The sequence below is a fragment of the Pseudomonas sp. NFACC13-1 genome (assembly GCF_900104425.1).
GTDB classification, from domain to species: Bacteria; Pseudomonadota; Gammaproteobacteria; order Pseudomonadales; family Pseudomonadaceae; genus Aquipseudomonas; species Aquipseudomonas fluorescens_AA.
This window is the reverse complement of the sequence record NZ_FMXV01000003.1, coordinates 345,299-366,607: the sequence shown is the minus strand read 5'-3', so window position 1 is coordinate 366,607 and position 21,309 is coordinate 345,299. Positions and strand designations below refer to the sequence as shown.

Genomic DNA, 21,309 nt, shown 5'->3' with positions numbered 1-21,309 from the left:
AGGCATGGGAAATGGCACGTCGCAGGCATCGTGAAGAACACGTCAATCATGAACGCTGGCTGGTTTCCTATGCTGACTTCATCACGTTGCTGTTCGCTTTTTTCGTGGTCATGTATTCGATTTCGTCGGTCAACGAAGGCAAATACAAAGTCATTTCCGAGGCGTTGATCGGGGTCTTTACCGACTCCGACCGCGCCCTCAAGCCGATTCCCATCGGTGAAGAGCGGCCCAAGACCACCACCCCGGCCAAACCCTTGGTCAAGGACAGCGAGCAGGTCGATGCCGGTATCGCCGGCAGTAGCGATCCGTTGAAAAGCATCGCCGACGACATCAGTGCGGCGTTCGGTGACCTGATCAGCTCCAACCAGATGACCGTGCGCGGCAATGAGCTGTGGGTCGAGATCGAACTCAATTCCAGCCTGTTGTTCGGCAGCGGCGACGCCATGCCCAGCGACATGGCGTTCAACATCATCGATAAGGTCGCGGCGATCCTCAAGCCTTTCGACAACCCGATCCATGTCGAAGGCTTCACGGACGACCAGCCGATCCGTACCGCGCAATACCCGACCAACTGGGAACTGTCCTCGGCCCGTTCGGCGAGCATCGTGCGCATGCTGGCGATGCAGGGCGTTAACCCCGGTCGCCTGGCCTCGGTGGGCTACGGTGAGTTCCAGCCGGTGGCCAACAACGCCACGGCCGAGGGGCGTGCGCGCAACCGGCGGGTGGTGCTGGTGGTGTCGCGTAACCTCGATGTACGTCGTAGCCTGACCGGTACCGGTACGGCCAATGCAACCCCGGATGCGGCATTGAAGCGGGCTGGCACACAAACTGCACCGGCTCCGGTCAAGTCGCCGGGAAGACAGAGTGCCGTCAATTCTCCGTCACCCGCTTTATAACCGAGCTATTTCTCGGTCGAGCCTGTTTCGGCCGGGAGGAACGATCCGAATGAGAGTCTGGGCAGTCGCCAATCAAAAAGGTGGTGTGGGCAAGACCACATCTTCCATCGCTTTAGCCGGGTTGCTGGCCGAGGCGGGCAAGCGCGTGGTCATCGTCGATCTGGACCCCCATGGCTCGATGACCAGCTATTTCGGCTACGATCCCGATAGCCTTGAGCACAGCAACTTCGACCTGTTCCTGCACAAGGGCGTCGTGCCCGAAGGCTTGCCGGGGCAATTGCTGTTGTCCACCAGCGACGAGCGGATTTCCCTGTTGCCGTCGAGCACCGCCCTGGCCACCCTGGAGCGACAATCGCCCGGGCAGAGCGGCCTGGGGCTGGTGATCGCCAAGAGTCTGGCGCAGCTGTGGCAGGATTTCGATTACGCGATCATCGACAGCCCGCCGTTGCTGGGGTTGCTGATGGTCAATGCCCTGGCCGCCAGTCAGCAATTGGTGATCCCCGTGCAGACCGAACATTTGGCCGTCAAGGGGCTGGAGCGCATGGTCAATACACTGGCAATGGTCAACCGCTCGCGCAAACAGACGCTGGCCTTCAACATCGTGCCGACGCTGTTCGACCGTCGCACCCAGGCGTCCCTGGGGACTCTGAGGGTGTTGCGGGACAAGTACCCGGATGACATCTGGCAGGGCTATATCCCCGTCGACACCCGCCTGCGGGATGCCAGCCGCGCCGGTGTGACCCCATCGCAATTCGATGGCAAGAGTCGTGGCGTGTTGGCTTACCGAGCGCTGCTCAAGCATCTGCTGGCCCAACAGCTTGTTCCGCAGCAGGTGGCTTAAGGTGACGAGGCTTTCCACTGCCAGTGTGTTCGCTTGCGAACGCTCAAGTCCTGCCACATTCATGCCGATAACCTCTTCAAGTGGCGCACTGTTCCCATGAACCGCCCAGTAAAGACAACCTCGCGTCCGCAAATGGCCCTGCAGTCCTATCTGGATGGGCTGTTGCAGGAAGCGACCGAAGAACTGCCACCGCCGCCAAGCGTGATCGAGGCGTTGCCCGAACACGTCGAAGCCGAGGGTGTGCTGGATGAATTTAAAGCGGCCGTGCTCGAAGAGCAGGCCCGTGACGCACAGAAATCAGTGGTGGCCGCAGCGGTCGAAGCGCCGTTCATCAAGCCACAACTGGCGGTAATGGAGGCACCTGCTCCGATCCTGGCGCCGGTCTCGACCGTTGCCCCGTTGCTGCAGGGGCTGGTGACGCCGGTGGTGGAAGTCCACTTGCCGCCGAGCAACCCACCGCCACCGGTGCCGGGCGACGACCGTCCGGCCTGGGCCGCCGAGCCGTTCGAATGTTTGTTGTTCGATGTGGCCGGGTTGACCCTGGCGGTGCCGCTGGTCTGCCTGGGATCGATTTACTCCCTGGCCGGGCAGGAACTGACGCCGTTGTTCGGCCAGCCGGAATGGTTCCTCGGGATCCTGCCGAGCCAGGCGGGCAACCTGAAGGTACTGGATACGGCACGCTGGGTGATGCCGGACCGTTATCGCGATGATTTTCGCCAGGGCCTGCAATACGTGATTTCGGTGCAAGGTTATGAGTGGGGATTGGCGGTGCACCAGGTCAGCCGTTCGCTGCGCCTGGATCCGAACGAGATCAAGTGGCGCAGCCATCGAGGGCAACGGCCATGGCTGGCCGGTACGGTGATCGAGCACATGTGCGCCTTGCTGGACGTTGCCGAACTGGCGGAGTTGATCGCCAGCGGCGGGGCAAAACACCTGGGCGGCAGCAAGAAGCCGGTCCAGAAACCGAAATAAGACAACCGGTGGCGCACAGCGTCGCCGGACAGAATACACGCCGCCACAGGCGGTTTTTCGAGGGGTCAAGGTATGAATGATAAGGCGTCGTCTCAAAAGGGTTCTGAAGATCCGATTCTGCAATGGGTGACCTTCAAGCTCGATAACGAAACCTACGGCATCAACGTGATGCGCGTTCAGGAAGTGCTGCGCTATACCGAGATCGCCCCGGTACCGGGTGCACCCAGCTATGTGCTGGGCATCATCAACCTGCGTGGCAACGTGGTCACTGTGATCGATACCCGTCAGCGCTTCGGCCTGATGAACGCCGAGATCAGCGACAACACCCGGATTGTCATCATCGAAGCCGACAAGCAAGTGGTTGGCATCATGGTCGACAGCGTCGCCGAAGTGGTTTACTTGCGCCAGTCGGAAATCGAGACGGCGCCTAACGTGGGTAACGAAGAGTCCGCCAAGTTCATTCAAGGCGTGTGCAACAAGAATAACGAGTTGCTGATTCTGGTTGAACTGGACAAGATGATGAGCGAAGAAGAGTGGTCGGAACTGGAGAGTATCTGATTGATTCTTGAGGTAGCAGTCATTGTCCTGTTCCTTTTCTGGGCAGGTACGCTGGCGATGTTCTTGGCATACATACGTGGCCAGCGGCAGATTGCCGCTCAGCAGGCCCAGGGCGATGCGCTGCGCGACCAGCGCATCAAGGACCTGGCCAAGCGCGTCGACGATTACCAGAACGGCACTGTGCGCATGGGCGAAGCGCTCCATGAGCTGCGTGCCGTGGTTGCGCCGTTGCCGGACAAACTCGCCCAGTTGGAACAACGTGACCCCTCCAGCCTGTCCTTCGCCCAGGCCGCCCGCCTGGTGGGCATGGGCGCCAGCGTCGACGAACTGACCCAAGCCTGCGGCCTGACCCAAGCCGAGGCGGAGTTGATGAGCAAGCTGCACCGAGGCGGCTGATCGCTTTCTTCGCAGCATTCATGTGGGAGCGAGCTTGCTCGCGATAGCGGTGTGACCGTCGACAGCGATGTCGGATGTGCGCCCGTCATCGCGAGCAAGCTCGGCTCCCACAGGTTTTTCTGGCGTTCTTGTGGCTGTGATCAGTAATCGTCGCCGCGGTCGGTCACGTCCTTTTCGACACTCGGCGCATTCGGGTCATGGCCTTGGGGGAACTTGCCCTTGAGGTTCCAGGCGAACGCGATGATCTCGGCAATCGTGCGGTACAGCTCTTCCGGGATGCTGTCCCCCAACTCCATCCGTGCCAGCAGCTTCACCAGCTCGGCATTTTCATAGATCGGTACTTCACTGTCCCGGGCGATGCGCAGGATTTCCTCGGCCAGGGCTTCGTCGCCCTTGGCGGTGAGGGTCGGGGCGTGGTGGCCGTCGTATTTGAGGGCGATGGCCTGGCGGGGTTCGGTGTGGGTTGTCATGCGGTTTCGTCCACCCAGCGTTGTTCCAGGCGAGTCTTGGGGCCTTGGGGCGGAGTGCCAAGGTGACAGTCCAGGTCGCCGACGTTCAGGCCACAGGTCACCAGGCGTTCACGCAGGGCTGTCAGGTTGCTTTCGATCAGGCTCGCGGTGTACGGCCGTTCGGCCCACAATTGGCTGGACAGGCTGCCGCTGAGCAACTGGGCTTGAATCTGCAGCGGACCGAGCGGCTCCATGTCGAATGCCAGTTCGACCCGCCAGAGCTGCTGTTTCGGCTCGCGTTCTTCCCGGCGTTCCTCTGGCTGTTCCCGGGGCGGGGTTTCCTCGCGCTGGAACTTGACCTGCAACGGCACGATGTCCTGCAGGTTGCGCATCGGGATCTCCAACTGCCAGGTGCTCATCAAGCGACCGTCGTCGGTCAGGCCGGTTTGTTCCAGGCTCGACAACTGATGGCTTTGCAGGCGCGACACGGCAGCGGCGGCCAGACGCAGCAGATGCTCCAGATCGCCGCCTTCGTCCTGGTCTTTCAACTGGCGCGAGGGCAGCGGAAAACTGGTGGGTTGCGGCTTGGCGCTGACCTGGCCGAGCATCCCCAGGGCGCTGCGCACGAAACTCGGCAGGACCTGGGCCAGCGTATTGGCGGCAATGATGGCGCTGAGGTTGGTGGAGGCAGGCAGGGCCGGTGTCAGTTGGGCGATCAGTTTCAGCAGGTCGCCTTTCATGTCCGGCGCCAGGCTCGGTGGCTGGCCGGCGAGCAGTTTGCTTTCCAGGAACACCCCGCTGGCGACCATGGCCTGGGCCAAGCCCCTGGGCGTGCTCAGTTGCTGGACATCCGGCAGCCCGGCCAGCAAGCGAGTCGCCGCGGCGCGCAGCTCGGTGCCGGTGTCGTCGGTGACCGGCAGGTTTTGCAGGGCAGTGATCAGGCTGTCCAGCGAGCCCTGGCGGCTCACTTGGGTGAGCAGTTGCTGGCTCACCGCCAGTTGCTCCTGGCGGTTGCTCAGGGGAACGAATTTCAGTGTCTGGGCATCTTGCACCTGGGCGCTCAAGAGCGTGCCGATGCGCAGCGGTCGGGGGCTGTCGATGTCCAGGGTACTGCCGGCCTGGGCGGTGTTGAGCAGGCTCACCAATGACCGGTAGACCGCTGGCTGCCCAGGCAATGACGGCAATGCCTGGCTGGTCAGCACCTTGCCTTGCAGCAGCGTGCCGACCGGCATCTGCGCCGTGTCGATGCGCGTCAAGGTGGCGACGCTGGAGGCAACGGCCTGCTGCACGGCAATCGTCAGGTTGCTGGGGGACGGTTGGGTCACGGCCAGGCTGGTGCCCTGGGGTAATGGCTGGGTGCTGGTGGCTTGCACGGTAGTCTGGCGGCCGCTCTCCAGGGTGACCTTGAGCAACAGCTGGAAAGTCTGGTCGGCCTGCTTGAGCGACAGCACTTCGGCCTGGGCGGTCTGGCCGGGGCCGATCAGCCCTTCGGCCGGTGCCAGCAATTTGAGCAACTCGCCCGTCACCGCTGGCATACGCGTCGTTGCCGTGGCCTGGGGCAGCGGCAGGATGTTGATGTCGCCTGTCATCTGCGGTCTTACCCTGGGGAAAATAAGCCCTCTTGAGAGTAGGGCATCACATGTATAATGCCGCCCGTCTTTCAGGGAGTGGCGAAAACCTTGCAATTGTTTGACGCAGCTCTGTGGAACAGGCCGTCAAAGCATCTATGCTGCACCTCTTTAACGGCCGCTGCACCGCCGACTTGAACCGTATAAGGCCCGCGATCCCTTGACCAGTCCTCTCCTGCAAACCGTTGGCCTCGCCTGTGAGCGAGACTTGCGGCTGCTTTTCGAAAATCTCGAATTGAGACTCTCGCCGGGCGATATGGTGCAGATCAGTGGCCCCAACGGTAGTGGCAAGACCAGCCTGTTGCGCCTGCTCGCCGGATTGATGCAGCCCACCGCGGGCCAAGTGTTGCTCAATGGCCAGCCTTTGCACAGCCAGCGCAGCGAGCTGGCCCGTAACCTGCTCTGGATCGGCCATGCCGCCGGCATCAAGGACTTACTGACCCCCGAAGAAAACCTCAGCTGGCTCTGCGCTCTGCACACGCCGGCCGGCCGCGAGGCGATCTGGCAGGCGTTGGCGGCGGTCGGGCTGCGCGGCTTCGAGGATGTACCGAGCCACACCCTGTCTGCTGGCCAGCAGCGCCGGGTGGCCCTGGCCCGGTTGTACCTGGACGGTCCACCGCTGTGGATCCTCGACGAGCCGTTCACTGCCCTGGACAAGCAGGGCGTCGCGCAGCTCGAGGAACACCTGGCACGGCATTGCGAAAACGGCGGCATGGTGCTGTTGACCACCCACCACACGCTGGCGCGGATGCCGTCCGGCTATCGCAACATCGATCTTGGGAACTGGGCCGTATGAGTGTGTTTGGCCTGTTACTGGCCCGCGAGGCGCGCCTGCTTTTTCGTCGTCCGGCCGAATTGGCCAATCCGTTGGTGTTCTTTGCCATCGTCATCGCGCTGTTCCCGCTGGCGGTCGGTCCGGAGACTCAATTGTTGCAAACCTTGTCTCCGGGACTGGTCTGGGTGGCCGCGCTTTTATCGGTCCTGCTCTCGCTGGACGGGCTTTTCCGCAGTGATTTCGAAGACGGTTCCCTGGAACAGTGGGTCCTTTCGTCGCACCCCCTGGCCCTTCTGGTTTTGGCCAAGGTACTGGCACACTGGGTTTTTTCCGGGCTGGCGCTGGTGCTGCTTTCGCCGCTGTTGGCGATGATGCTGGGTTTGCCCGCCGCGTGCATGCCGGTGCTGCTGGTGTCGCTCCTGCTGGGCACGCCGGTATTGAGCCTGCTCGGTGCGGTAGGCGCGGCGTTGACGGTGGGGTTGAAGCGCGGTGGCCTGTTGCTGGCGCTGCTGATCCTGCCCTTGTATATCCCGGTGCTGATCCTGGGCAGTGGTGCTTTGCAAGCCGCGTTGCAGGGCATGCCCGCGACCGGTTATCTGCTGTGGCTTGGGAGCCTGACCGCCCTGGCGATAACCCTTACACCCTTTGCAATAGCCGCTGGCCTGAAGATCAGCGTCGGCGAATAATAATGAGGCCTGGTCAAGCATTGACCACTTCTGCGGAAGTTAAGGCAGACCTGGCAGCTCGTGATGACGAGCCGCAACCGTGATGGAAACAGCAATGAACTGGACCTGGTTTCATAAGCTCGGCTCACCCAAGTGGTTCTACGGCATCAGCGGCAAGATGCTGCCCTGGTTGAGCCTCTTCGCTCTGCTGCTGATCGGCTCCGGCGTCGTCTGGGGCCTGGCCTTCGCCCCGCCGGATTACCAGCAGGGCAACAGCTTCCGCATCATCTACATCCACGTTCCCACCGCGATGCTGGCCCAGTCCATCTACGTGATGCTGGCCGTGTGTGGTGTGGTCGGGCTGGTGTGGAAGATGAAGCTGGCCGACGTGGCCCTGCAATGCGCCGCGCCCATCGGCGCCTGGATGACCGCGGTGGCGCTGGTCACCGGGGCCATCTGGGGCAAGCCGACCTGGGGTTCCTGGTGGGTCTGGGATGCCCGACTGACGTCCATGCTGATCCTGCTGTTCCTGTACTTCGGTCTTATTGCGCTGGGCAACGCCATCAGCAATCGTGACAGTGCCGCCAAGGCTTGCGCGGTGCTGGCGATTGTCGGCGTGATCAACATCCCGATCATCAAGTACTCGGTGGAGTGGTGGAACACCCTGCACCAGGGCGCGACGTTCACCCTCACCGAAAAGCCGGCGATGCCCGTGGAAATGTGGCTGCCGCTGTTGCTGACGGTGCTGGGCTTCTACTGTTTCTTCGGCGCGGTGCTGTTGCTGCGCATGCGCCTGGAAGTGCTCAAGCGCGAATCCCGGGCCAGTTGGGTGAAGGCCGAAGTACAGAACAGCCTGGAGGCCGCTCGATGAGTTTCGCTTCATTCGGCGATTTCCTCGCCATGGGTCATCATGGCCTGTATGTCTGGTCGGCCTATGGCATTTGCCTGGTGGTGCTGGCCCTCAACGTGGCGGTGCCGATCCTGGCCCGCAAGCGGTATCTGCAACAAGAGGCGCGTCGTCTGCGCCGGGAGAACGGTCAGTGAATCCGCTGCGCAAAAAACGTCTTGTCATCATTCTGGCGATCCTGGTGGGTGTCGGTGCCGCGGTCGGCCTGGCCCTGAGCGCCTTGCAGCAGAACATCAACCTGTTCTACACCCCAACCCAGATCGCCAGTGGCGAAGCGCCCAAGGACACCCGCATCCGTGCTGGCGGCATGGTGGAAAAAGGCTCGCTGGTGCGCTCCGGGGATTCACTGGACGTGACATTCAATGTCACCGACTTCAACAAGACCGTGACCATCACCTATCGCGGCATCCTCCCGGACCTGTTCCGCGAAGGGCAGGGCATCGTCGCCCTGGGCAAGCTCAACGCCGATGGCGTGGTGGTGGCCGACGAAGTGCTGGCCAAGCACGATGAAAAATACATGCCGCCGGAAGTGACCAAGGCCTTGAAAGACAGCGGCCAGTCGGCGCCCGCTCCCGTGAAGGAGGGCTGATCGATGACTGCTGGCATCTTTATTCCCGAGTTGGGCCACCTGGCGATGATCCTGGCCCTGTGTTTCTCCCTGGTACAGGCCGTGGTGCCCTTGCTCGGCGCCTGGCGCGGCGACCGCTTGTGGATGAGCCTGGCCCAGCCGGCGGCGTGGGGGCAGTTCGCCTTCATGCTGTTCGCCTTCGGTTGCCTGACCTATGCGTTCATGGCCGACGACTTTTCCGTGGAGTACGTCGCCAGCAACTCCAACAGCGCCTTGCCCTGGTACTACAAGTTCAGCGCCGTGTGGGGCGCCCACGAAGGTTCGCTGTTGCTTTGGGCGTTGATCCTCGCCGGCTGGACTTTCGCGGTCTCGGTGTTTTCCCGGCAGTTGCCCCAGGTGATGCTGGCCCGGGTGCTGGCGGTGATGGGCATGATCAGTACCGGCTTCCTGTTGTTCCTGATCGTCACATCCAACCCGTTCAAGCGCATCCTGCCGCAGATGCCGATGGATGGCCGCGACCTCAACCCATTGTTGCAGGACATCGGCCTGATCGTTCACCCACCGATGCTCTACATGGGCTACGTCGGTTTTTCCGTGGCCTTCTCCTTCGCCATCGCCGCGTTGCTCGGTGGTCGCCTCGATGCCGCGTGGGCACGCTGGTCGCGCCCGTGGACCATCGTCGCCTGGGCCTTCCTCGGTATCGGCATCACCCTCGGTTCGTGGTGGGCCTACTACGAACTCGGTTGGGGCGGCTGGTGGTTCTGGGACCCGGTGGAAAACGCCTCGTTCATGCCCTGGTTGGTGGGCACGGCGCTGATTCACTCCCTGGCTGTCACGGAAAAGCGCGGTGTGTTCAAGAGCTGGACCGTGCTGCTGGCCATCGCGGCGTTCTCCCTGAGCCTGCTGGGAACGTTCCTGGTGCGTTCCGGCGTGCTGACGTCGGTGCATGCCTTCGCCTCGGACCCTGAGCGTGGCGTGTTCATCCTGATGTTCCTGCTGTTCGTCGTCGGCGGTTCGCTGACGTTGTTCGCCCTGCGTGCGCCGGTGGTCAAGAGCCAGGTCGGCTTCAACCTCTGGTCACGGGAAACCCTGTTGCTGGGCAACAACCTGGTGCTGGTGGTGGCCGCGTCGATGATCCTGCTGGGGACGTTGTACCCGCTGGTGCTCGATGCGCTGTCCGGCGCCAAGCTGTCGGTCGGCCCGCCGTACTTCAACGCGTTGTTCATTCCGCTGATGGCGATCCTGATGGTGGTGATGGCCATCGGTGTGCTGGTGCGCTGGAAGGACACGCCGGTCAAGTGGCTGCTGGGCATGTTGACCCCAGTGCTGCTGGGCACGGCCGCCCTGGCCGTGGTGGCCGGCGTGGCCTATGGCGACTTCAACTGGGCGGTGCTGGCGACGTTCGTGCTGGCGGCCTGGGTGTTGCTGGCCGGCGTCCGGGATATCTTCGACAAGACCCGCCACAAAGGCCTGATCAAAGGCCTGCCGACCCTGACACGCAGTTACTGGGGCATGCAGATCGCCCACCTGGGCATCGCCGTCTGCGCCCTGGGCGTGGTGCTCTCCAGCCAGAACAGTGCCGAGCGCGACCTGCGCCTGGCGCCGGGCGAGTCCATGGACCTGGGCGGTTACCAGTTCGTGTTCGAGGGCGCCAAGCATTTCGAGGGGCCGAACTTCACGTCCGACAAAGGCACCGTGCGGGTCATTCGCGACGGTCAGGAAGTCACTGTGTTGCATCCGGAAAAACGCCTCTACACCGTGCAGAACTCGGTCATGACCGAGGCTGGGATCGATGCCGGTTTCACCCGCGACCTCTATGTGGCCTTGGGCGAATCCCTGGGCGACGGCGCATGGGCGGTGCGGGTCCACGTCAAGCCGTTCGTGCGCTGGATCTGGTTCGGTGGCTTGCTCACCGGCCTGGGTGGGGTGCTGGCGGCGCTGGATCGGCGCTATCGGGTCAAGGTGAAAGCCCGGGTGCGTGAAGCCCTGGGCGCGACAGGAGCCACTGCATGAAACGTTGGTTGATGGTGTTGCCGCTGGCGCTGTTCCTGTTGATGGCGGTGTTTTTGTACAGGGGGTTGTACCTGAACCCGAGTGAATTGCCCTCGGCAATGATCGGCAAGCCGTTCCCGGAGTTTTCCCTGCCCTCGGTGCAAGGTGACAAGACCCTGACCCGCGCCGACCTGCTGGGCAAGCCGGCGCTGGTCAACGTGTGGGGCACCTGGTGCATTTCCTGCCGGGTCGAACACCCGGTGCTGAACAAGCTGGCCCAGAACGGCGTGGTGATCTACGGCGTCAATTACAAGGACGTCAATGCCGACGCCTTGAAGTGGCTGGCCGAATTCCACAACCCGTATCAATTGGACATTCGTGATGAAGACGGCTCCCTGGGCCTGAACCTGGGTGTCTATGGCGCACCGGAAACCTTCTTCATCGATGCCAAGGGTGTGATCCGCGACAAGTTCGTCGGCGTGATCGACGAACAGGTCTGGCGCGAGAAACTGGCCGCCAAGTACCAAGCCCTGGTGGACGAGGCCAAGCCATGAAGCGTTGGTTAGCCGCCGCCATCCTCGGCTTGAGCCTGGTCGGAGTGGCCCGGGCCGCCATCGACACCTACGAATTCGCCAACGACGGCGAGCGCGAGCGGTTTCGCGAACTGACCAAGGAACTGCGCTGCCCCAAGTGCCAGAACCAGGACATCGCCGACTCCAATGCCCCGATTGCCGCCGACCTGCGCAAGGAAATCTTTCGCATGCTCGGCGAGGGCAAGGACAACCAGCAGATCATCGACTTCATGGTCGATCGCTACGGTGAGTTCGTGCGCTACAACCCCGCCCTGTCCTCCAAGACCGCGCTGCTCTGGTTCGGCCCCGCCGGGCTGTTGCTCGGCGGTTTCGTCGTCATCGCGGTGATCGTGCGCCGCCGCCGGGTCCAGCGTACAGCCGCCCCGGACACGCTTTCCGTCGAAGAGCGCCAGCGCCTCGACCAACTGTTGGATAAAACCAAGCATGATTGATTTCTGGCTCGCCGCAGGTCTGCTTCTTCTGGTTGCCCTGAGTTTTCTGTTGATCCCTGTGCTGCGTGGTCGTCGCGCCCAACTGGAGGAGGACCGCACCGCGCTCAATGTGGCGCTGTATCAGGAACGCGTGGCCGAATTGCAGGCTGAACGGGAGGAGGGCGTGCTCAACGCCGCGCAACTGGATACCGGTCGCGCCGAAGCCGCCCGTGAACTGCTCGCCGATACCGAGGGCGCCGACGCACCGCGCGAATCCCGGCTGGGCAAGCCATTGCCGTTGCTCGCCGCCGTACTGGTGCCGGTGTTGGGCCTGGCGCTGTACCTGCATTTCGGTGCCAGTGACAAGGTCGAGCTGACCCGTGAATTCGCCCAGGCGCCGCAGTCGATGGAAGAGATGACCCTGCGCCTGGAGCGCGCGGTGGCGGCGCAGCCGGATAATGCCGAGGGCCTGTATTTTCTCGGGCGCACCTACATGGCTCAGGATCGTCCGGCGGACGCGGCGAAGATCTTCGAACGCACCGTGACCGTCGCCGGTCGTCAACCGGAACTGTTGGGCCAGTGGGCTCAGGCGCAGTATTTCGCCGATGGCAAGAAATGGTCGGATAAAGTCCAGGCCTTGACCGACGAAGCGCTCAAGCTCGATCCGAAGGAAGTCACCAGCCTCGGCCTGTTGGGCATCGCCGCGTTTGAAGGCGAGCGTTATCAGGATGCGATCGACTACTGGGGGCGTCTGCTCGCGCAACTGCCGGAAGGCGACAAATCCCGCGAGGCGCTGCAGGGTGGCATTGCCCGTGCCACCGAGAAGCTGCAAGCCAGCGGTGGCAAAGTCGCCCAGGCCCCGGTGGCCAAGACCAGGGCATTGCTCAAGGTCCGCGTCGATCTGGCACCGGCACTCAAGGCCAAGGTACAGCCGGGCGACAGCGTGTTCATCTTCGCCCGTGCCGTCTCCGGCCCACCGGCGCCGCTGGCCGCCAAACGCCTGACGGTGGCCGATCTGCCGGTCACGGTGGAACTGGGCGACGCGGACGCCATGATGCCGCAGTTGAAACTGTCGAACTTCCCCGAAGTCCAACTGATGGCGCGCATCTCCCGGGCCGGTCAGCCGACCGCGGGTGAGTGGATCGGCCGCAGCCAGCCCCTGGCGAGCAGCACCACCGCGCAGCAGCAATTGACCATCGACAGCCCGGACAAATAACAGGAATTCGCACCATGACCGCCATCGCTCGTATCACCCTGCTCACGCTCGTCATGGGCTTGAGCGCTTGTGCGGTCCAGCGTCCGTCGGAGCCCTCGGCGCCGCTGCCACCGATTCCACCGTCGACCCCGACCACCAAGCCGGCCCCGTCCACGCCTCCAGGCAAGCCGGCCATCCCGAACAAACCGGCCAAGCCGTTGCCGCGCACTTCCGCCAGCTTCGCCCCACCACCGGGTGGCAACAGCCATTGGGATGCCAAGCTGGGGGTCTATGTGCTGGACAACCAGACCAATACGTTCTATCGCCAGCGTACCTATTACCGCTGGAACAACGGTTGGAGCCGTTCCGTCAGCCCGAATGGCCCATGGGAAGACACCACCATCGAAGGCGTGCCGGCGGGCCTTGGGCGCCAGTTTCATTAAGGTCCCTGCGGCGAGGGGATTTATCCCCGCTGGGCTGCGAAGCAGCCCTGAAACCTGATGACTCGGTATGTCAGGCAGATTGAATCCACAGTGATGGGGCCGCTTCGCGACCCAACGGGGATAAATCCCCTCGCCACAGCTTTCCGGGGCAGGCCGGGATTTTTGTGTTTCTGGATATTCTTTGAACGAAATTTTCACTAAATCTTGCGGACAATCCCCCGCGCTCATATCGCCGCCGGTTATTTAATGGCAATGCCCTAGCCGTTCGTGCAACATTTGCGCACTCGCGCAAGCCCCGGGGCCAGGCTTTGGCCAACAGAGGGCGCGCCGTTGTTTCTCTTTTGTCACTCCAATTCCAATAGGGTCCTTAAACGACATGGCAATCCCGGACGCCCTGAGTCAGCAGCGCACCACGCATCGCCTGCTGCAACCGACCGTCAAATCGCACCTGGCCTACACGTTGCTTTGCGCCCTGGTGATGATGGTTATGCTAAGCCTGCTGCGCGTGGCGCTGCTGGTCTATAACCGCGAGATGATTCTCGACACCCCGGCCTCGACCTTCGTTGAAGCGTTCGTCAACGGCCTGCGCTTCGACTTGCGCCTGGTGGTCTACCTCTGCATCCCGTTGCTGCTGGCGTTGTTCAGCGCAAGGGCCATGGCTGCCCGCGGTTTTTTTCGTTTCTGGCTGACTGTCACCTCCAGCATCGCGCTGTTCCTCGGCTTGATGGAGATGGACTTCTACCGTGAATTCCACCAACGCCTCAACGGTCTGGTCTTCCAATATGTGAAGGAAGACCCGAAAACCGTGATGAGCATGCTCTGGTACGGTTTCCCGGTGGTGCGCTACCTGCTGGCCTGGGTCGGCGGCACCGTCATCCTCGCCCTGGCGTTCAAGGGCGCCGACCGCGCCACCCGTCCCCGTGGGCCGTTCAGTGGCGGTACTATCGGCACCCGGCAGATCGCCCCGTGGTATGGGCGTGTCGCGGTGTTCATGGTTTGCCTGCTGGTAGCCGTGGTCGCCGCGCGCGGCACCCTGCGCCAAGGTCCGCCGCTGCGTTGGGGGGACGTCTACACCACCGATTCGAACTTCGCCAACCAGCTTGGACTCAATGGCACGTTGTCGCTGGTGGCGGCAGCCAAGAGCCGGATGTCCGAAGACCGTGACAACATCTGGAAAGCCACCCTCGAGCAGCCGCTGGCCCAGCAGACCGTGCGTGACATGCTGGTGATGCCTGACGACAAACTCGTGGACACCGAGACCGCCGCCGTGCGCCGCGACTACACGCCGCCGGCGGACAAGACCCTGCCGATCAAGAACGTGGTCGTGATCCTCATGGAAAGCATGGCCGGGCACTCGGTGGGCGCCCTCGGCGCGCCGGGCAACATCACGCCTTACATGGACAAACTGTCCAAGGAAGGCCTGCTGTTCGACCGTTTCTTCTCCAACGGCACCCACACCCACCAGGGCATGTTCGCCACCATGGCATGCTTCCCGAACCTGCCGGGTTTCGAATACCTGATGCAGACGCCGGAGGGCAGCCACAAGCTGTCAGGCTTGCCGCAACTGCTCAGCGCCCGAAACTACGACGATGTGTATGTCTACAACGGCGATTTCGCCTGGGACAACCAGTCGGGGTTCTTCAGCAGCCAGGGCATGACCAACTTCATCGGGCGTAACGACTTCGTGAACCCGGTGTTTTCCGACCCCACCTGGGGCGTGTCCGACCAAGACATGTTCGACCGTGGCCTGATCGAGCTCAAGGCCCGGGAAAATGGCAAGCCGTTCTATGCCTTGCTGCAAACCCTGTCCAACCACACGCCTTATGCGCTGCCGACGCCGTTGCCGGTCGAGCCGGTCACCGACCGTGGCAGTCTGAACGAACACTTGACGGCCATGCGCTACGCCGACTGGGCGCTGGGCCAGTTCTTCGAGAAGGCCCGCAAGGAGCCTTACTTCAAGGAAACCCTGTTCGTGGTGGTGGGCGACCATGGCTTTGGCAACGAACGCCAGATCACCGAAATGGACCTGGGCCGTTTCAACGTGCCGATGCTGTTGATCGGCCCCGGCGTCCAGGAAAAATTCGGCCAGCGTAGCCATACCGTGGGTACCCAGGTCGACATCGTACCGACCATCATGGGCCGTCTCGGTGGGCAGGTACGGAACCAGTGCTGGGGCCGTGACCTGTTGAACCTGCCGGAAGGCGACACCGGTTTTGGCGTGATCAAGCCGTCGGGCAGTGAACAGACGACGGCGATCATTCGCGACGACAAGATCCTGGTCCTGCCGAAGGAGAAGGAAATGCCGCCGAAGATGTACCGCTATGAATTGGGCGCCAACCCTCATGCGCAAATCATCCCGGACGCACCGGACACTGCCGAGATGAAGCTCAAGCTCGAATCGTTCCTGCAAACCGCGACCAAGAGCCTGTTGGATAACACCGCGGGCGTTGTTGACGGCAAGCCGGACTGATAAACGGCGAGCATAAAAAAAGAGGCCTGCAAAGGCCTCTTTTTTTTGCGCTTACTTAGCGGTTTATATCTTGCCCAGTAATAGCAGGACCAACAGCACCACCAACACTACACCAATGATGCCGGACGGACCGTAACCCCAACTTCTGGAGTGCGGGAAGACCGGAAGACCACCGATCAGCAGGAGGATCAGGATGATGATAAGTATTGTGCCCATTGTAGATTTCCTTATTGGTCAGTTTTGGAGTGTTGTAACTTCCAACTACCAGCACGCATGTGTTAAATCCGGGCGGCTTATTAAGTCCGACCGTTACGTCTGGTAAAAAATTCAAAGTTTTTATAGCGGCTACGGTTTGCCCTCGCCATTCAGCAATCTGATGGAGCGTGGGTCCGGCAGGCGCCTTCGCTACACTCGGCCTATCTCTCCCGGAACAAGGCTGTTTGCTATGCAAAATCGCATGATGATCACTGGTGCCGGCTCCGGCCTGGGTCGCGAAATCGCGCTGCGCTGGGCCCGTGAAGGCTGGCGCCTGGCCTTATCGGATGTCAGCGAACCAGGCCTTGTGGAAACCCTCAAACTCGTGCGCGCGGCGGGTGGCGACGGCTTCATCCAGCGCTGCGATGTGCGCGACTACAGCCAATTGACGGCGTTCGCCCAGGCTTGCGAAGAGAAGCTCGGCGGCATCGATATCATCGTCAACAATGCCGGCGTCGCCTCGGGTGGGTTCTTCAGCGAACTCTCCCTGGAGGATTGGGACTGGCAGATCGCGATCAACCTGATGGGCGTGGTCAAGGGCTGCAAGGCGTTCCTGCCGCTGCTGGAAAAAAGCCGCGGCAAGATCATCAACATCGCTTCCATGGCCGCCCTGATGCAGGGGCCAGCCATGAGCAACTACAACGTGGCCAAGGCCGGTGTGGTGGCGTTGTCGGAAAGCCTGTTGGTTGAACTGGCGCAGCAGGAGGTCGGCGTACACGTGGTGTGCCCATCGTTCTTCCAGACCAATCTGCTGGACTCCTTCCGCGGTCCGACCCCGGCCATGAAGGCCCAGGTTGGCAAATTGCTGGAAAGCTCGCCGATCAGCGCCGCCGACATTGCCGACTACATCTACCAGCAAGTCGCCCAGGGTCAGTTCATGATCCTGCCCCATGAACAGGGACGCATGGCGTGGGCCCTCAAGCAGAAGAACCCACAGTTGCTGTACGACGAAATGACCGTCATGGCCGACAAGATGCGCGCCAAGGCTCGGCAGAACCTGAATTGACCTGGCTGCCCGATGTCCTCAGGATGGCGCCATTCGGCCTTCCTGATGGACATCTGCATGCTCAATTACTTATGGTTTTTTCTCGCCGCGCTGTTTGAAATCGCCGGTTGCTACGCCTTCTGGATGTGGCTGCGCCAAGGCAAGAGCGCCTGGTGGATCGCCCCGGCGCTGCTCAGCCTGACCTTGTTCGCCCTGTTGCTGACTCGCATCGAAGCGACGTACGCCGGCCGTGCCTACGCCGCCTATGGCGGCATCTATATCGTTGCCTCGATTGGCTGGCTGGCCGTGGTGGAGCGGGTCCGGCCACTGGGTTCCGACTGGATTGGCGTGGCGCTCTGCGTGCTGGGGGCGAGCGTGATTCTATTCGGCCCGCGGTTCTCGGCGTCCTGAAATAACCTACGGTCCAGCAGGGTTTTGCAGGAAGTTTCCTTCAGTCGCAAGAACTTTGCTTGTAGGGCCTTACTGAATTCTCGCCGGTGTCTTGAGAACGGAAAGCAGGCCGGGCATGGTCAGGGTCCAGACATTCTTAAGGACAAGAACCATGCTCGTATTAAGCCGCGCTGTGGGTGAGTTGATTTCCATCGGTGACGATATTTCCGTCCGTGTGCTGTCGGTCAGCGGCACCACCGTGCGTTTTGGCGTGGAAGCGCCACGGCACGTCGATGTCCATCGCTCCGAAATCTACGAAAAGATCCAGAGGAAAAAGGCCCACGCCGCCCGCAAGGCGTGTTCAGTCGAATAGGTGCTTGGGCACGTCGTGCTTGAGCATCAGTTGGCACTGTTCGCTTTCGGGGTCGAAGACGATCAACGCCTGGCCTTTGGTCAGCGCTTGCCGGACCCGTAGAACCCGGGTTTCCAGCGGGGTGTCGTCACCGTTGTCGGTGCCGTCGCGGGTCACGAAATCCTCGATCAGGCGAGTGAGTGTGTCGACTTCGAGTTGGTCGTGGGGGATGAGCATGGGGTACCTCGGCTAGACAATGAGGCGATGCTACGGCCAATGGGCTTTTGCGGCTAGCCTTGGGTTTTGTGGGGCCTGTTCTGGCCTCATCGCGAGCAAGCTCGCTCCCACAGGGCTCTGAGCCGCACTGAAGACTCAATGTGGGAGCGAGCTCGCTCGCGATGGCGATATTCCAGGCAATTAAATGCTGGATCAGCTATCCGACCGCTGCCCCACCAGGCTATCCACCGATGGCACCCGGGTATCGCTTTCCATCTGTGCATCATGCTCGATCTGGTGACTGAAGCGGTCCAGCGAGCCTTGGGCCGGTTGTGCGTCGCTGGCAAACACCGGTGGGCTGAGAATGTAGGCGCTGAGCAGGCGGCTGAGGGCGGCCAGGCTGTCGATGTGGGTGCGTTCGTAGCCATGGGTGGCGTCGCAGCCGAAGGCGAGCAGGGCGGTACGGCTATCGTGGCCGGCGGTGATGGCCGAATGAGCATCGCTGAAGTAATAGCGGAACAGGTCACGGCGGGCCGATATGTCGTTCTCCTTGGCCAGTTTCAGCAGGTGCCGCGACAGGTGATAGTCGTAGGGGCCTCCGGAGTCCTGCATCGCCACGCTGACCGAATGTTCGCTCGAGTGCTGGCCGGGGGCGACGGGCGCGATGTCGATGCCGACGAATTCGCTGACGTCCCAGGGCAGCGCGGCTGCGGCACCGCTGCCGGTTTCCTCGGTGATGGTGAACAGTGGGTGACAATCGATCAGCAGTTCTTCACCGCTGTCCACAATTGCCTTGAGCGCCGCCAGCAGCGCCGCGACCCCGGCCTTGTCGTCCAGGTGCCGGGCGCTGATGTGGCCGCTTTCGGTGAATTCCGGCAGGGGATCGAAGGCCACATAATCGCCGATGCCCACCCCCAGGGTTTCGCAGTCGGCGCGGGTGGCGCAATAGGCATCCAGGCGCAATTCGATGTGGTCCCAACTGATGGGCATTTCATCCACGGCGGTGTTGAACGCGTGCCCGGACGCCATCAATGGCAGCACGCTGCCGCGAATCACGCCGGTGTCGGTGAACAGGCTGACCCGGCTGCCTTCGGCAAACCGGCTGGACCAGCAACCTACCGGGGCCAGGGTCAGGCGACCGTTGTCCTTGATGGCCCGCACCGAGGCGCCGATGGTATCCAGGTGCGCCGAGACGGCCCGGTCGGGGCTGCTCTTGCGGCCCTTGAGCGTGGCGCGGATCGTGCCGCGACGGGTCATTTCGAACGCGATACCCAGCTCCTCGAGCCGCTCGGCGACGTAGCGCACGATAGTGTCGGTAAAGCCGGTGGGGCTGGGAATGGCGAGCATTTCCAGCAGGACCTTTTGCAGGTATTCGAGATCCGGTTCGGGAATTTTACTGATCATGGAAACTCCTGATGGGTTGAGCGCATCGATGGTTTCGATGAGTGAGTCCGACTGTTGGATAAGGGGGCTTGCACTGGCCTTATCGCGAGCAAGCTCGCTCCCACAGGGTTTCCGCAGTGAACACAGAATGTATAAACACCAAAAATTCCATGTGGGAGCGAGCTTGCTCGCGATGGGGACTGTTCAGGCACCACATTTCTGCTAGGCCACCGTCTGGCTATGAGGAAACAACAAGTCCACAAAGCGCTCGGCGGTGGGCTGGGGTTCGTGGTTGGCCAGGCCGGCGCGTTCGTTGGCTTCGATGAACACGTACTCGGGTTGATCGGCCGCCGGCACCAGCAGGTCGAGGCCGACCATGGGAATGTCCAACGCCCGGGCGGCGCGCACCGCCGCATCGACGAGGGTCGGATGCAGGATGGCGGTGACATCCTCCAGCACGCCGCCGGTATGCAGGTTCGCCGTACGCCGGACGAACAGGTGTTCCCCGGCCGGCAGCACGCTGTCGTAGTCGAACCCCGCCGCGTTGAGTGTGCGCAGGGTCTCGGCATCCATCGGGATCTTGCTTTCACCGCCCGTGGCGGCCTGCCGTCGACGGCTCTGGGCTTCGATCAAGGCGCCAATGGTGTGTCGGCCGTCGCCGATCACTTCCGCCGGACGCCGGATCGCCGCCGCCACCACTTCAAAGCCGATCACCAGGACGCGCAGGTCCAGCCCTTCGTGGAAGCTTTCCAGCAACACCTGGCTATCGAACTGCCGAGCCGTCTCGATGGCGCTCTGCACTTCCTCGATGGTGCGCAGATCCACCGCCACACCTTGGCCCTGTTCCCCGTCCAGCGGCTTGACCACCACCCGTTCGTGCTCATCGAGGAACGCCAGGTTGTCATCGGCGTTGCCCGCCAACTGCTGGGCCGGCAGGTTCAGGCCGGCGCTTTTCAGTACCTTGTGGGTCAGGCTTTTGTTCTGGCACAAGGTCATGCTGATGGCGCTGGTCAAGTCGCTCAGGGATTCGCGACAGCGCACCCGGCGGCTGCCGTGGACCAGTGTGAACAAGCCGGCCTCGGCATCGTCCACCTGCACTTCGATGCCGCGACGGTGGGCTTCCTCGACGATGATCCGTGCATAGGGGTTGAACTGCGCCTCGGGGCCCGGCCCGAGAAACAACGGCTGGTTGATGCCGTTCTTGCGCTTGATGGCGAAGGTCGGCAGGTTGCGAAAACCGAGCTTGGCGTAGAGGTTTTTCGCCTGGCGATTGTCATGCAGCACCGACAGGTCGAGGTAGCTCAAACCCCGGCTCATGAAATGCTCGATGAGATGGCGCACCAGTACTTCGCCAACACCAGGGCGTGAACATTGCGGGTCTACGGCCAGGCACCAGAGGCTGCTGCCGTTTTCCGGGTCGTTGAAGGCCTTCTGATGATTCAGGCCCATGACGCTGCCGATCACCGTGCCGGTGTCGTCGTCTTCGGCCAGCCAGTAGACCGGGCCGCCCTCGTGACGCGGGGTTAGTCGCAGCGGGTCGATGGGCAACATGCCCCGGGCCTGGTAGAGCTGGTTGATGGCCTGCCAGTCGGCCTCGCTCTGGGCCCGGCGAATCCGGAAACCGCGAAACACCCGGGTGGATTGGCGATAGTCGCTGAACCACAGGCGCAAGGTGTCGGATGGGTCGAGGAACAGTTGCGCCGGCTCCAACCCCAGCACCTGCTGGGGTGCGGCCACGTACAAGGCAATGTCGCGTTCGCCGGGTTGTTCGTTGAGCAGTTCCCGGGCCAGGCTCGCCGGGTCCGGGAAGGTGTGGCCGATCAGCAGTCGGCCCCAGCCACAATGCACCGCGATCGGGTCGGCGCCCAATTCGCTGCCGTCTTCGGCCAGGCGTGCCTGCAGGCGTTCGTAAGAAGGCGCCTGGCCGCGCAAGAGGCGTTGGTTGTGAACGGTTGCGTGAGGTTTCATCG

Annotated in this window: 25 protein-coding genes; 19 read left to right on the top strand and 6 right to left on the bottom strand. The window is 62.3% G+C overall.

The window, feature by feature from the left end; genetic code table 11:
• Positions 1 to 11: 11 nt before the first annotated feature.
• The 5 genes from motD to BLQ55_RS06340 all read left to right on the top strand — a co-directional run bounded on the left by motD (position 12) and on the right by BLQ55_RS06340 (position 3,663).
• Positions 12 to 896, top strand: coding sequence for a flagellar motor protein MotD (gene motD / locus BLQ55_RS06360; RefSeq protein ID WP_060738632.1), 885 nt, complete (start codon positions 12 to 14; stop codon positions 894 to 896).
• A 49-nt stretch (positions 897 to 945) separates the two neighbouring features.
• Positions 946 to 1,737: a ParA family protein gene (locus BLQ55_RS06355; RefSeq protein WP_060738631.1), complete on the top strand. Its 792-nt coding sequence runs from the start codon at positions 946 to 948 to the stop codon at positions 1,735 to 1,737.
• 96 nt (positions 1,738 to 1,833) lie between these two features.
• Positions 1,834 to 2,709 carry a CheW domain-containing protein gene (locus BLQ55_RS06350; RefSeq protein WP_092204557.1) on the top strand — a complete coding sequence of 292 codons (876 nt, stop codon included), beginning with the start codon at positions 1,834 to 1,836 and terminating at the stop codon, positions 2,707 to 2,709.
• Positions 2,710 to 2,781: 72 nt separating this feature from the next.
• On the top strand, positions 2,782 to 3,267 hold the full coding sequence (locus BLQ55_RS06345; protein WP_003199144.1) for a chemotaxis protein CheW: 486 nt from the start codon (positions 2,782 to 2,784) through the stop codon (positions 3,265 to 3,267).
• The gene (locus tag BLQ55_RS06340; protein WP_060738629.1) at positions 3,268 to 3,663 is read left to right on the top strand and encodes a DUF2802 domain-containing protein; all 396 of its coding nucleotides are present in this window, start codon (positions 3,268 to 3,270) and stop codon (positions 3,661 to 3,663) included. It abuts the gene before it with no gap.
• A 140-nt stretch (positions 3,664 to 3,803) separates the two neighbouring features.
• Here the strand turns inward: BLQ55_RS06340 and BLQ55_RS06335 are convergent, their stop codons facing one another.
• Positions 3,804 to 4,133, bottom strand: a complete 330-nt coding sequence (locus BLQ55_RS06335) for an EscU/YscU/HrcU family type III secretion system export apparatus switch protein (RefSeq protein WP_060738627.1) — start codon at positions 4,131 to 4,133, stop codon at positions 3,804 to 3,806.
• Positions 4,130 to 5,701, bottom strand: coding sequence for a flagellar hook-length control protein FliK (locus tag BLQ55_RS06330; protein ID WP_092252972.1), 1,572 nt, complete (start codon positions 5,699 to 5,701; stop codon positions 4,130 to 4,132). The genes BLQ55_RS06335 and BLQ55_RS06330 overlap by 4 nt, the downstream gene beginning before the upstream one ends.
• Positions 5,702 to 5,900: 199 nt before the next feature.
• Here BLQ55_RS06330 and ccmA point away from each other — a divergent pair, with 199 nt between their 5' ends.
• The 11 genes from ccmA to BLQ55_RS06275 all read left to right on the top strand — a co-directional run bounded on the left by ccmA (position 5,901) and on the right by BLQ55_RS06275 (position 15,758).
• On the top strand, positions 5,901 to 6,536 hold the full coding sequence (gene ccmA / locus BLQ55_RS06325) for a cytochrome c biogenesis heme-transporting ATPase CcmA (RefSeq protein ID WP_060738625.1): 636 nt from the start codon (positions 5,901 to 5,903) through the stop codon (positions 6,534 to 6,536).
• Positions 6,533 to 7,201, top strand: coding sequence for a heme exporter protein CcmB (gene ccmB / locus BLQ55_RS06320; protein WP_003183957.1), 669 nt, complete (start codon positions 6,533 to 6,535; stop codon positions 7,199 to 7,201). Before ccmA ends, ccmB begins: the two co-directional genes overlap by 4 nt.
• Before the next feature lie 94 nt (positions 7,202 to 7,295).
• Positions 7,296 to 8,051 (top strand): heme ABC transporter permease, encoded by a 756-nt coding sequence (locus BLQ55_RS06315; RefSeq protein ID WP_092167464.1) that lies wholly within the window; start codon positions 7,296 to 7,298, stop codon positions 8,049 to 8,051.
• Positions 8,048 to 8,224, top strand: a complete 177-nt coding sequence (ccmD, locus tag BLQ55_RS06310) for a heme exporter protein CcmD (RefSeq protein ID WP_003199159.1) — start codon at positions 8,048 to 8,050, stop codon at positions 8,222 to 8,224. Before BLQ55_RS06315 ends, ccmD begins: the two co-directional genes overlap by 4 nt.
• The gene (gene ccmE, locus BLQ55_RS06305) at positions 8,221 to 8,676 is read left to right on the top strand and encodes a cytochrome c maturation protein CcmE (RefSeq protein ID WP_092197753.1); all 456 of its coding nucleotides are present in this window, start codon (positions 8,221 to 8,223) and stop codon (positions 8,674 to 8,676) included. Before ccmD ends, ccmE begins: the two co-directional genes overlap by 4 nt.
• Positions 8,677 to 8,679: 3 nt before the next feature.
• The gene (locus BLQ55_RS06300) at positions 8,680 to 10,668 is read left to right on the top strand and encodes a heme lyase CcmF/NrfE family subunit (RefSeq protein WP_092197751.1); all 1,989 of its coding nucleotides are present in this window, start codon (positions 8,680 to 8,682) and stop codon (positions 10,666 to 10,668) included.
• Positions 10,665 to 11,201: a DsbE family thiol:disulfide interchange protein gene (locus BLQ55_RS06295; protein ID WP_072408483.1), complete on the top strand. Its 537-nt coding sequence runs from the start codon at positions 10,665 to 10,667 to the stop codon at positions 11,199 to 11,201. Before BLQ55_RS06300 ends, BLQ55_RS06295 begins: the two co-directional genes overlap by 4 nt.
• The gene (locus tag BLQ55_RS06290) at positions 11,198 to 11,671 is read left to right on the top strand and encodes a cytochrome c-type biogenesis protein (protein ID WP_092197749.1); all 474 of its coding nucleotides are present in this window, start codon (positions 11,198 to 11,200) and stop codon (positions 11,669 to 11,671) included. Before BLQ55_RS06295 ends, BLQ55_RS06290 begins: the two co-directional genes overlap by 4 nt.
• Positions 11,664 to 12,866, top strand: coding sequence for a c-type cytochrome biogenesis protein CcmI (gene ccmI / locus BLQ55_RS06285; protein ID WP_092252970.1), 1,203 nt, complete (start codon positions 11,664 to 11,666; stop codon positions 12,864 to 12,866). The genes BLQ55_RS06290 and ccmI overlap by 8 nt, the downstream gene beginning before the upstream one ends.
• Positions 12,867 to 12,880: 14 nt before the next feature.
• Positions 12,881 to 13,288 carry a hypothetical protein gene (locus BLQ55_RS06280; RefSeq protein ID WP_060738618.1) on the top strand — a complete coding sequence of 136 codons (408 nt, stop codon included), beginning with the start codon at positions 12,881 to 12,883 and terminating at the stop codon, positions 13,286 to 13,288.
• Positions 13,289 to 13,664: 376 nt separating this feature from the next.
• Positions 13,665 to 15,758, top strand: coding sequence for an LTA synthase family protein (locus BLQ55_RS06275; protein WP_092252968.1), 2,094 nt, complete (start codon positions 13,665 to 13,667; stop codon positions 15,756 to 15,758).
• Between the two features lie 63 nt (positions 15,759 to 15,821).
• Here BLQ55_RS06275 and BLQ55_RS06270 read toward each other — a convergent pair whose 3' ends face one another.
• Positions 15,822 to 15,974 carry a DUF3309 family protein gene (locus BLQ55_RS06270; protein ID WP_003183939.1) on the bottom strand — a complete coding sequence of 51 codons (153 nt, stop codon included), beginning with the start codon at positions 15,972 to 15,974 and terminating at the stop codon, positions 15,822 to 15,824.
• A 229-nt stretch (positions 15,975 to 16,203) separates the two neighbouring features.
• Here BLQ55_RS06270 and BLQ55_RS06265 point away from each other — a divergent pair, with 229 nt between their 5' ends.
• The 3 genes from BLQ55_RS06265 to csrA all read left to right on the top strand — a co-directional run bounded on the left by BLQ55_RS06265 (position 16,204) and on the right by csrA (position 17,761).
• Complete coding sequence (locus BLQ55_RS06265) at positions 16,204 to 17,019, top strand: SDR family oxidoreductase (protein ID WP_092197741.1); 816 nt, start codon at positions 16,204 to 16,206, stop codon at positions 17,017 to 17,019.
• A 57-nt stretch (positions 17,020 to 17,076) separates the two neighbouring features.
• Complete coding sequence (locus BLQ55_RS06260; RefSeq protein WP_092197797.1) at positions 17,077 to 17,409, top strand: YnfA family protein; 333 nt, start codon at positions 17,077 to 17,079, stop codon at positions 17,407 to 17,409.
• Positions 17,410 to 17,560: 151 nt separating this feature from the next.
• Complete coding sequence (csrA, locus tag BLQ55_RS06255; protein WP_060738615.1) at positions 17,561 to 17,761, top strand: carbon storage regulator CsrA; 201 nt, start codon at positions 17,561 to 17,563, stop codon at positions 17,759 to 17,761.
• Here the strand turns inward: csrA and BLQ55_RS06250 are convergent.
• From BLQ55_RS06250 to ngg, 3 genes are all read right to left on the bottom strand, one after another.
• Positions 17,750 to 17,977, bottom strand: a complete 228-nt coding sequence (locus tag BLQ55_RS06250) for a YheU family protein (RefSeq protein ID WP_003199186.1) — start codon at positions 17,975 to 17,977, stop codon at positions 17,750 to 17,752. The two genes, csrA and BLQ55_RS06250, sit on opposite strands and share 12 nt — an antisense overlap.
• A gap of 192 nt (positions 17,978 to 18,169) precedes the next feature.
• Positions 18,170 to 19,360 carry an osmoprotectant NAGGN system M42 family peptidase gene (locus BLQ55_RS06245; RefSeq protein WP_092252966.1) on the bottom strand — a complete coding sequence of 397 codons (1,191 nt, stop codon included), beginning with the start codon at positions 19,358 to 19,360 and terminating at the stop codon, positions 18,170 to 18,172.
• Positions 19,361 to 19,561: 201 nt separating this feature from the next.
• On the bottom strand, positions 19,562 to 21,307 hold the full coding sequence (gene ngg / locus BLQ55_RS06240; protein WP_092252964.1) for an N-acetylglutaminylglutamine synthetase: 1,746 nt from the start codon (positions 21,305 to 21,307) through the stop codon (positions 19,562 to 19,564).
• Positions 21,308 to 21,309: the final 2 nt, after the last annotated feature.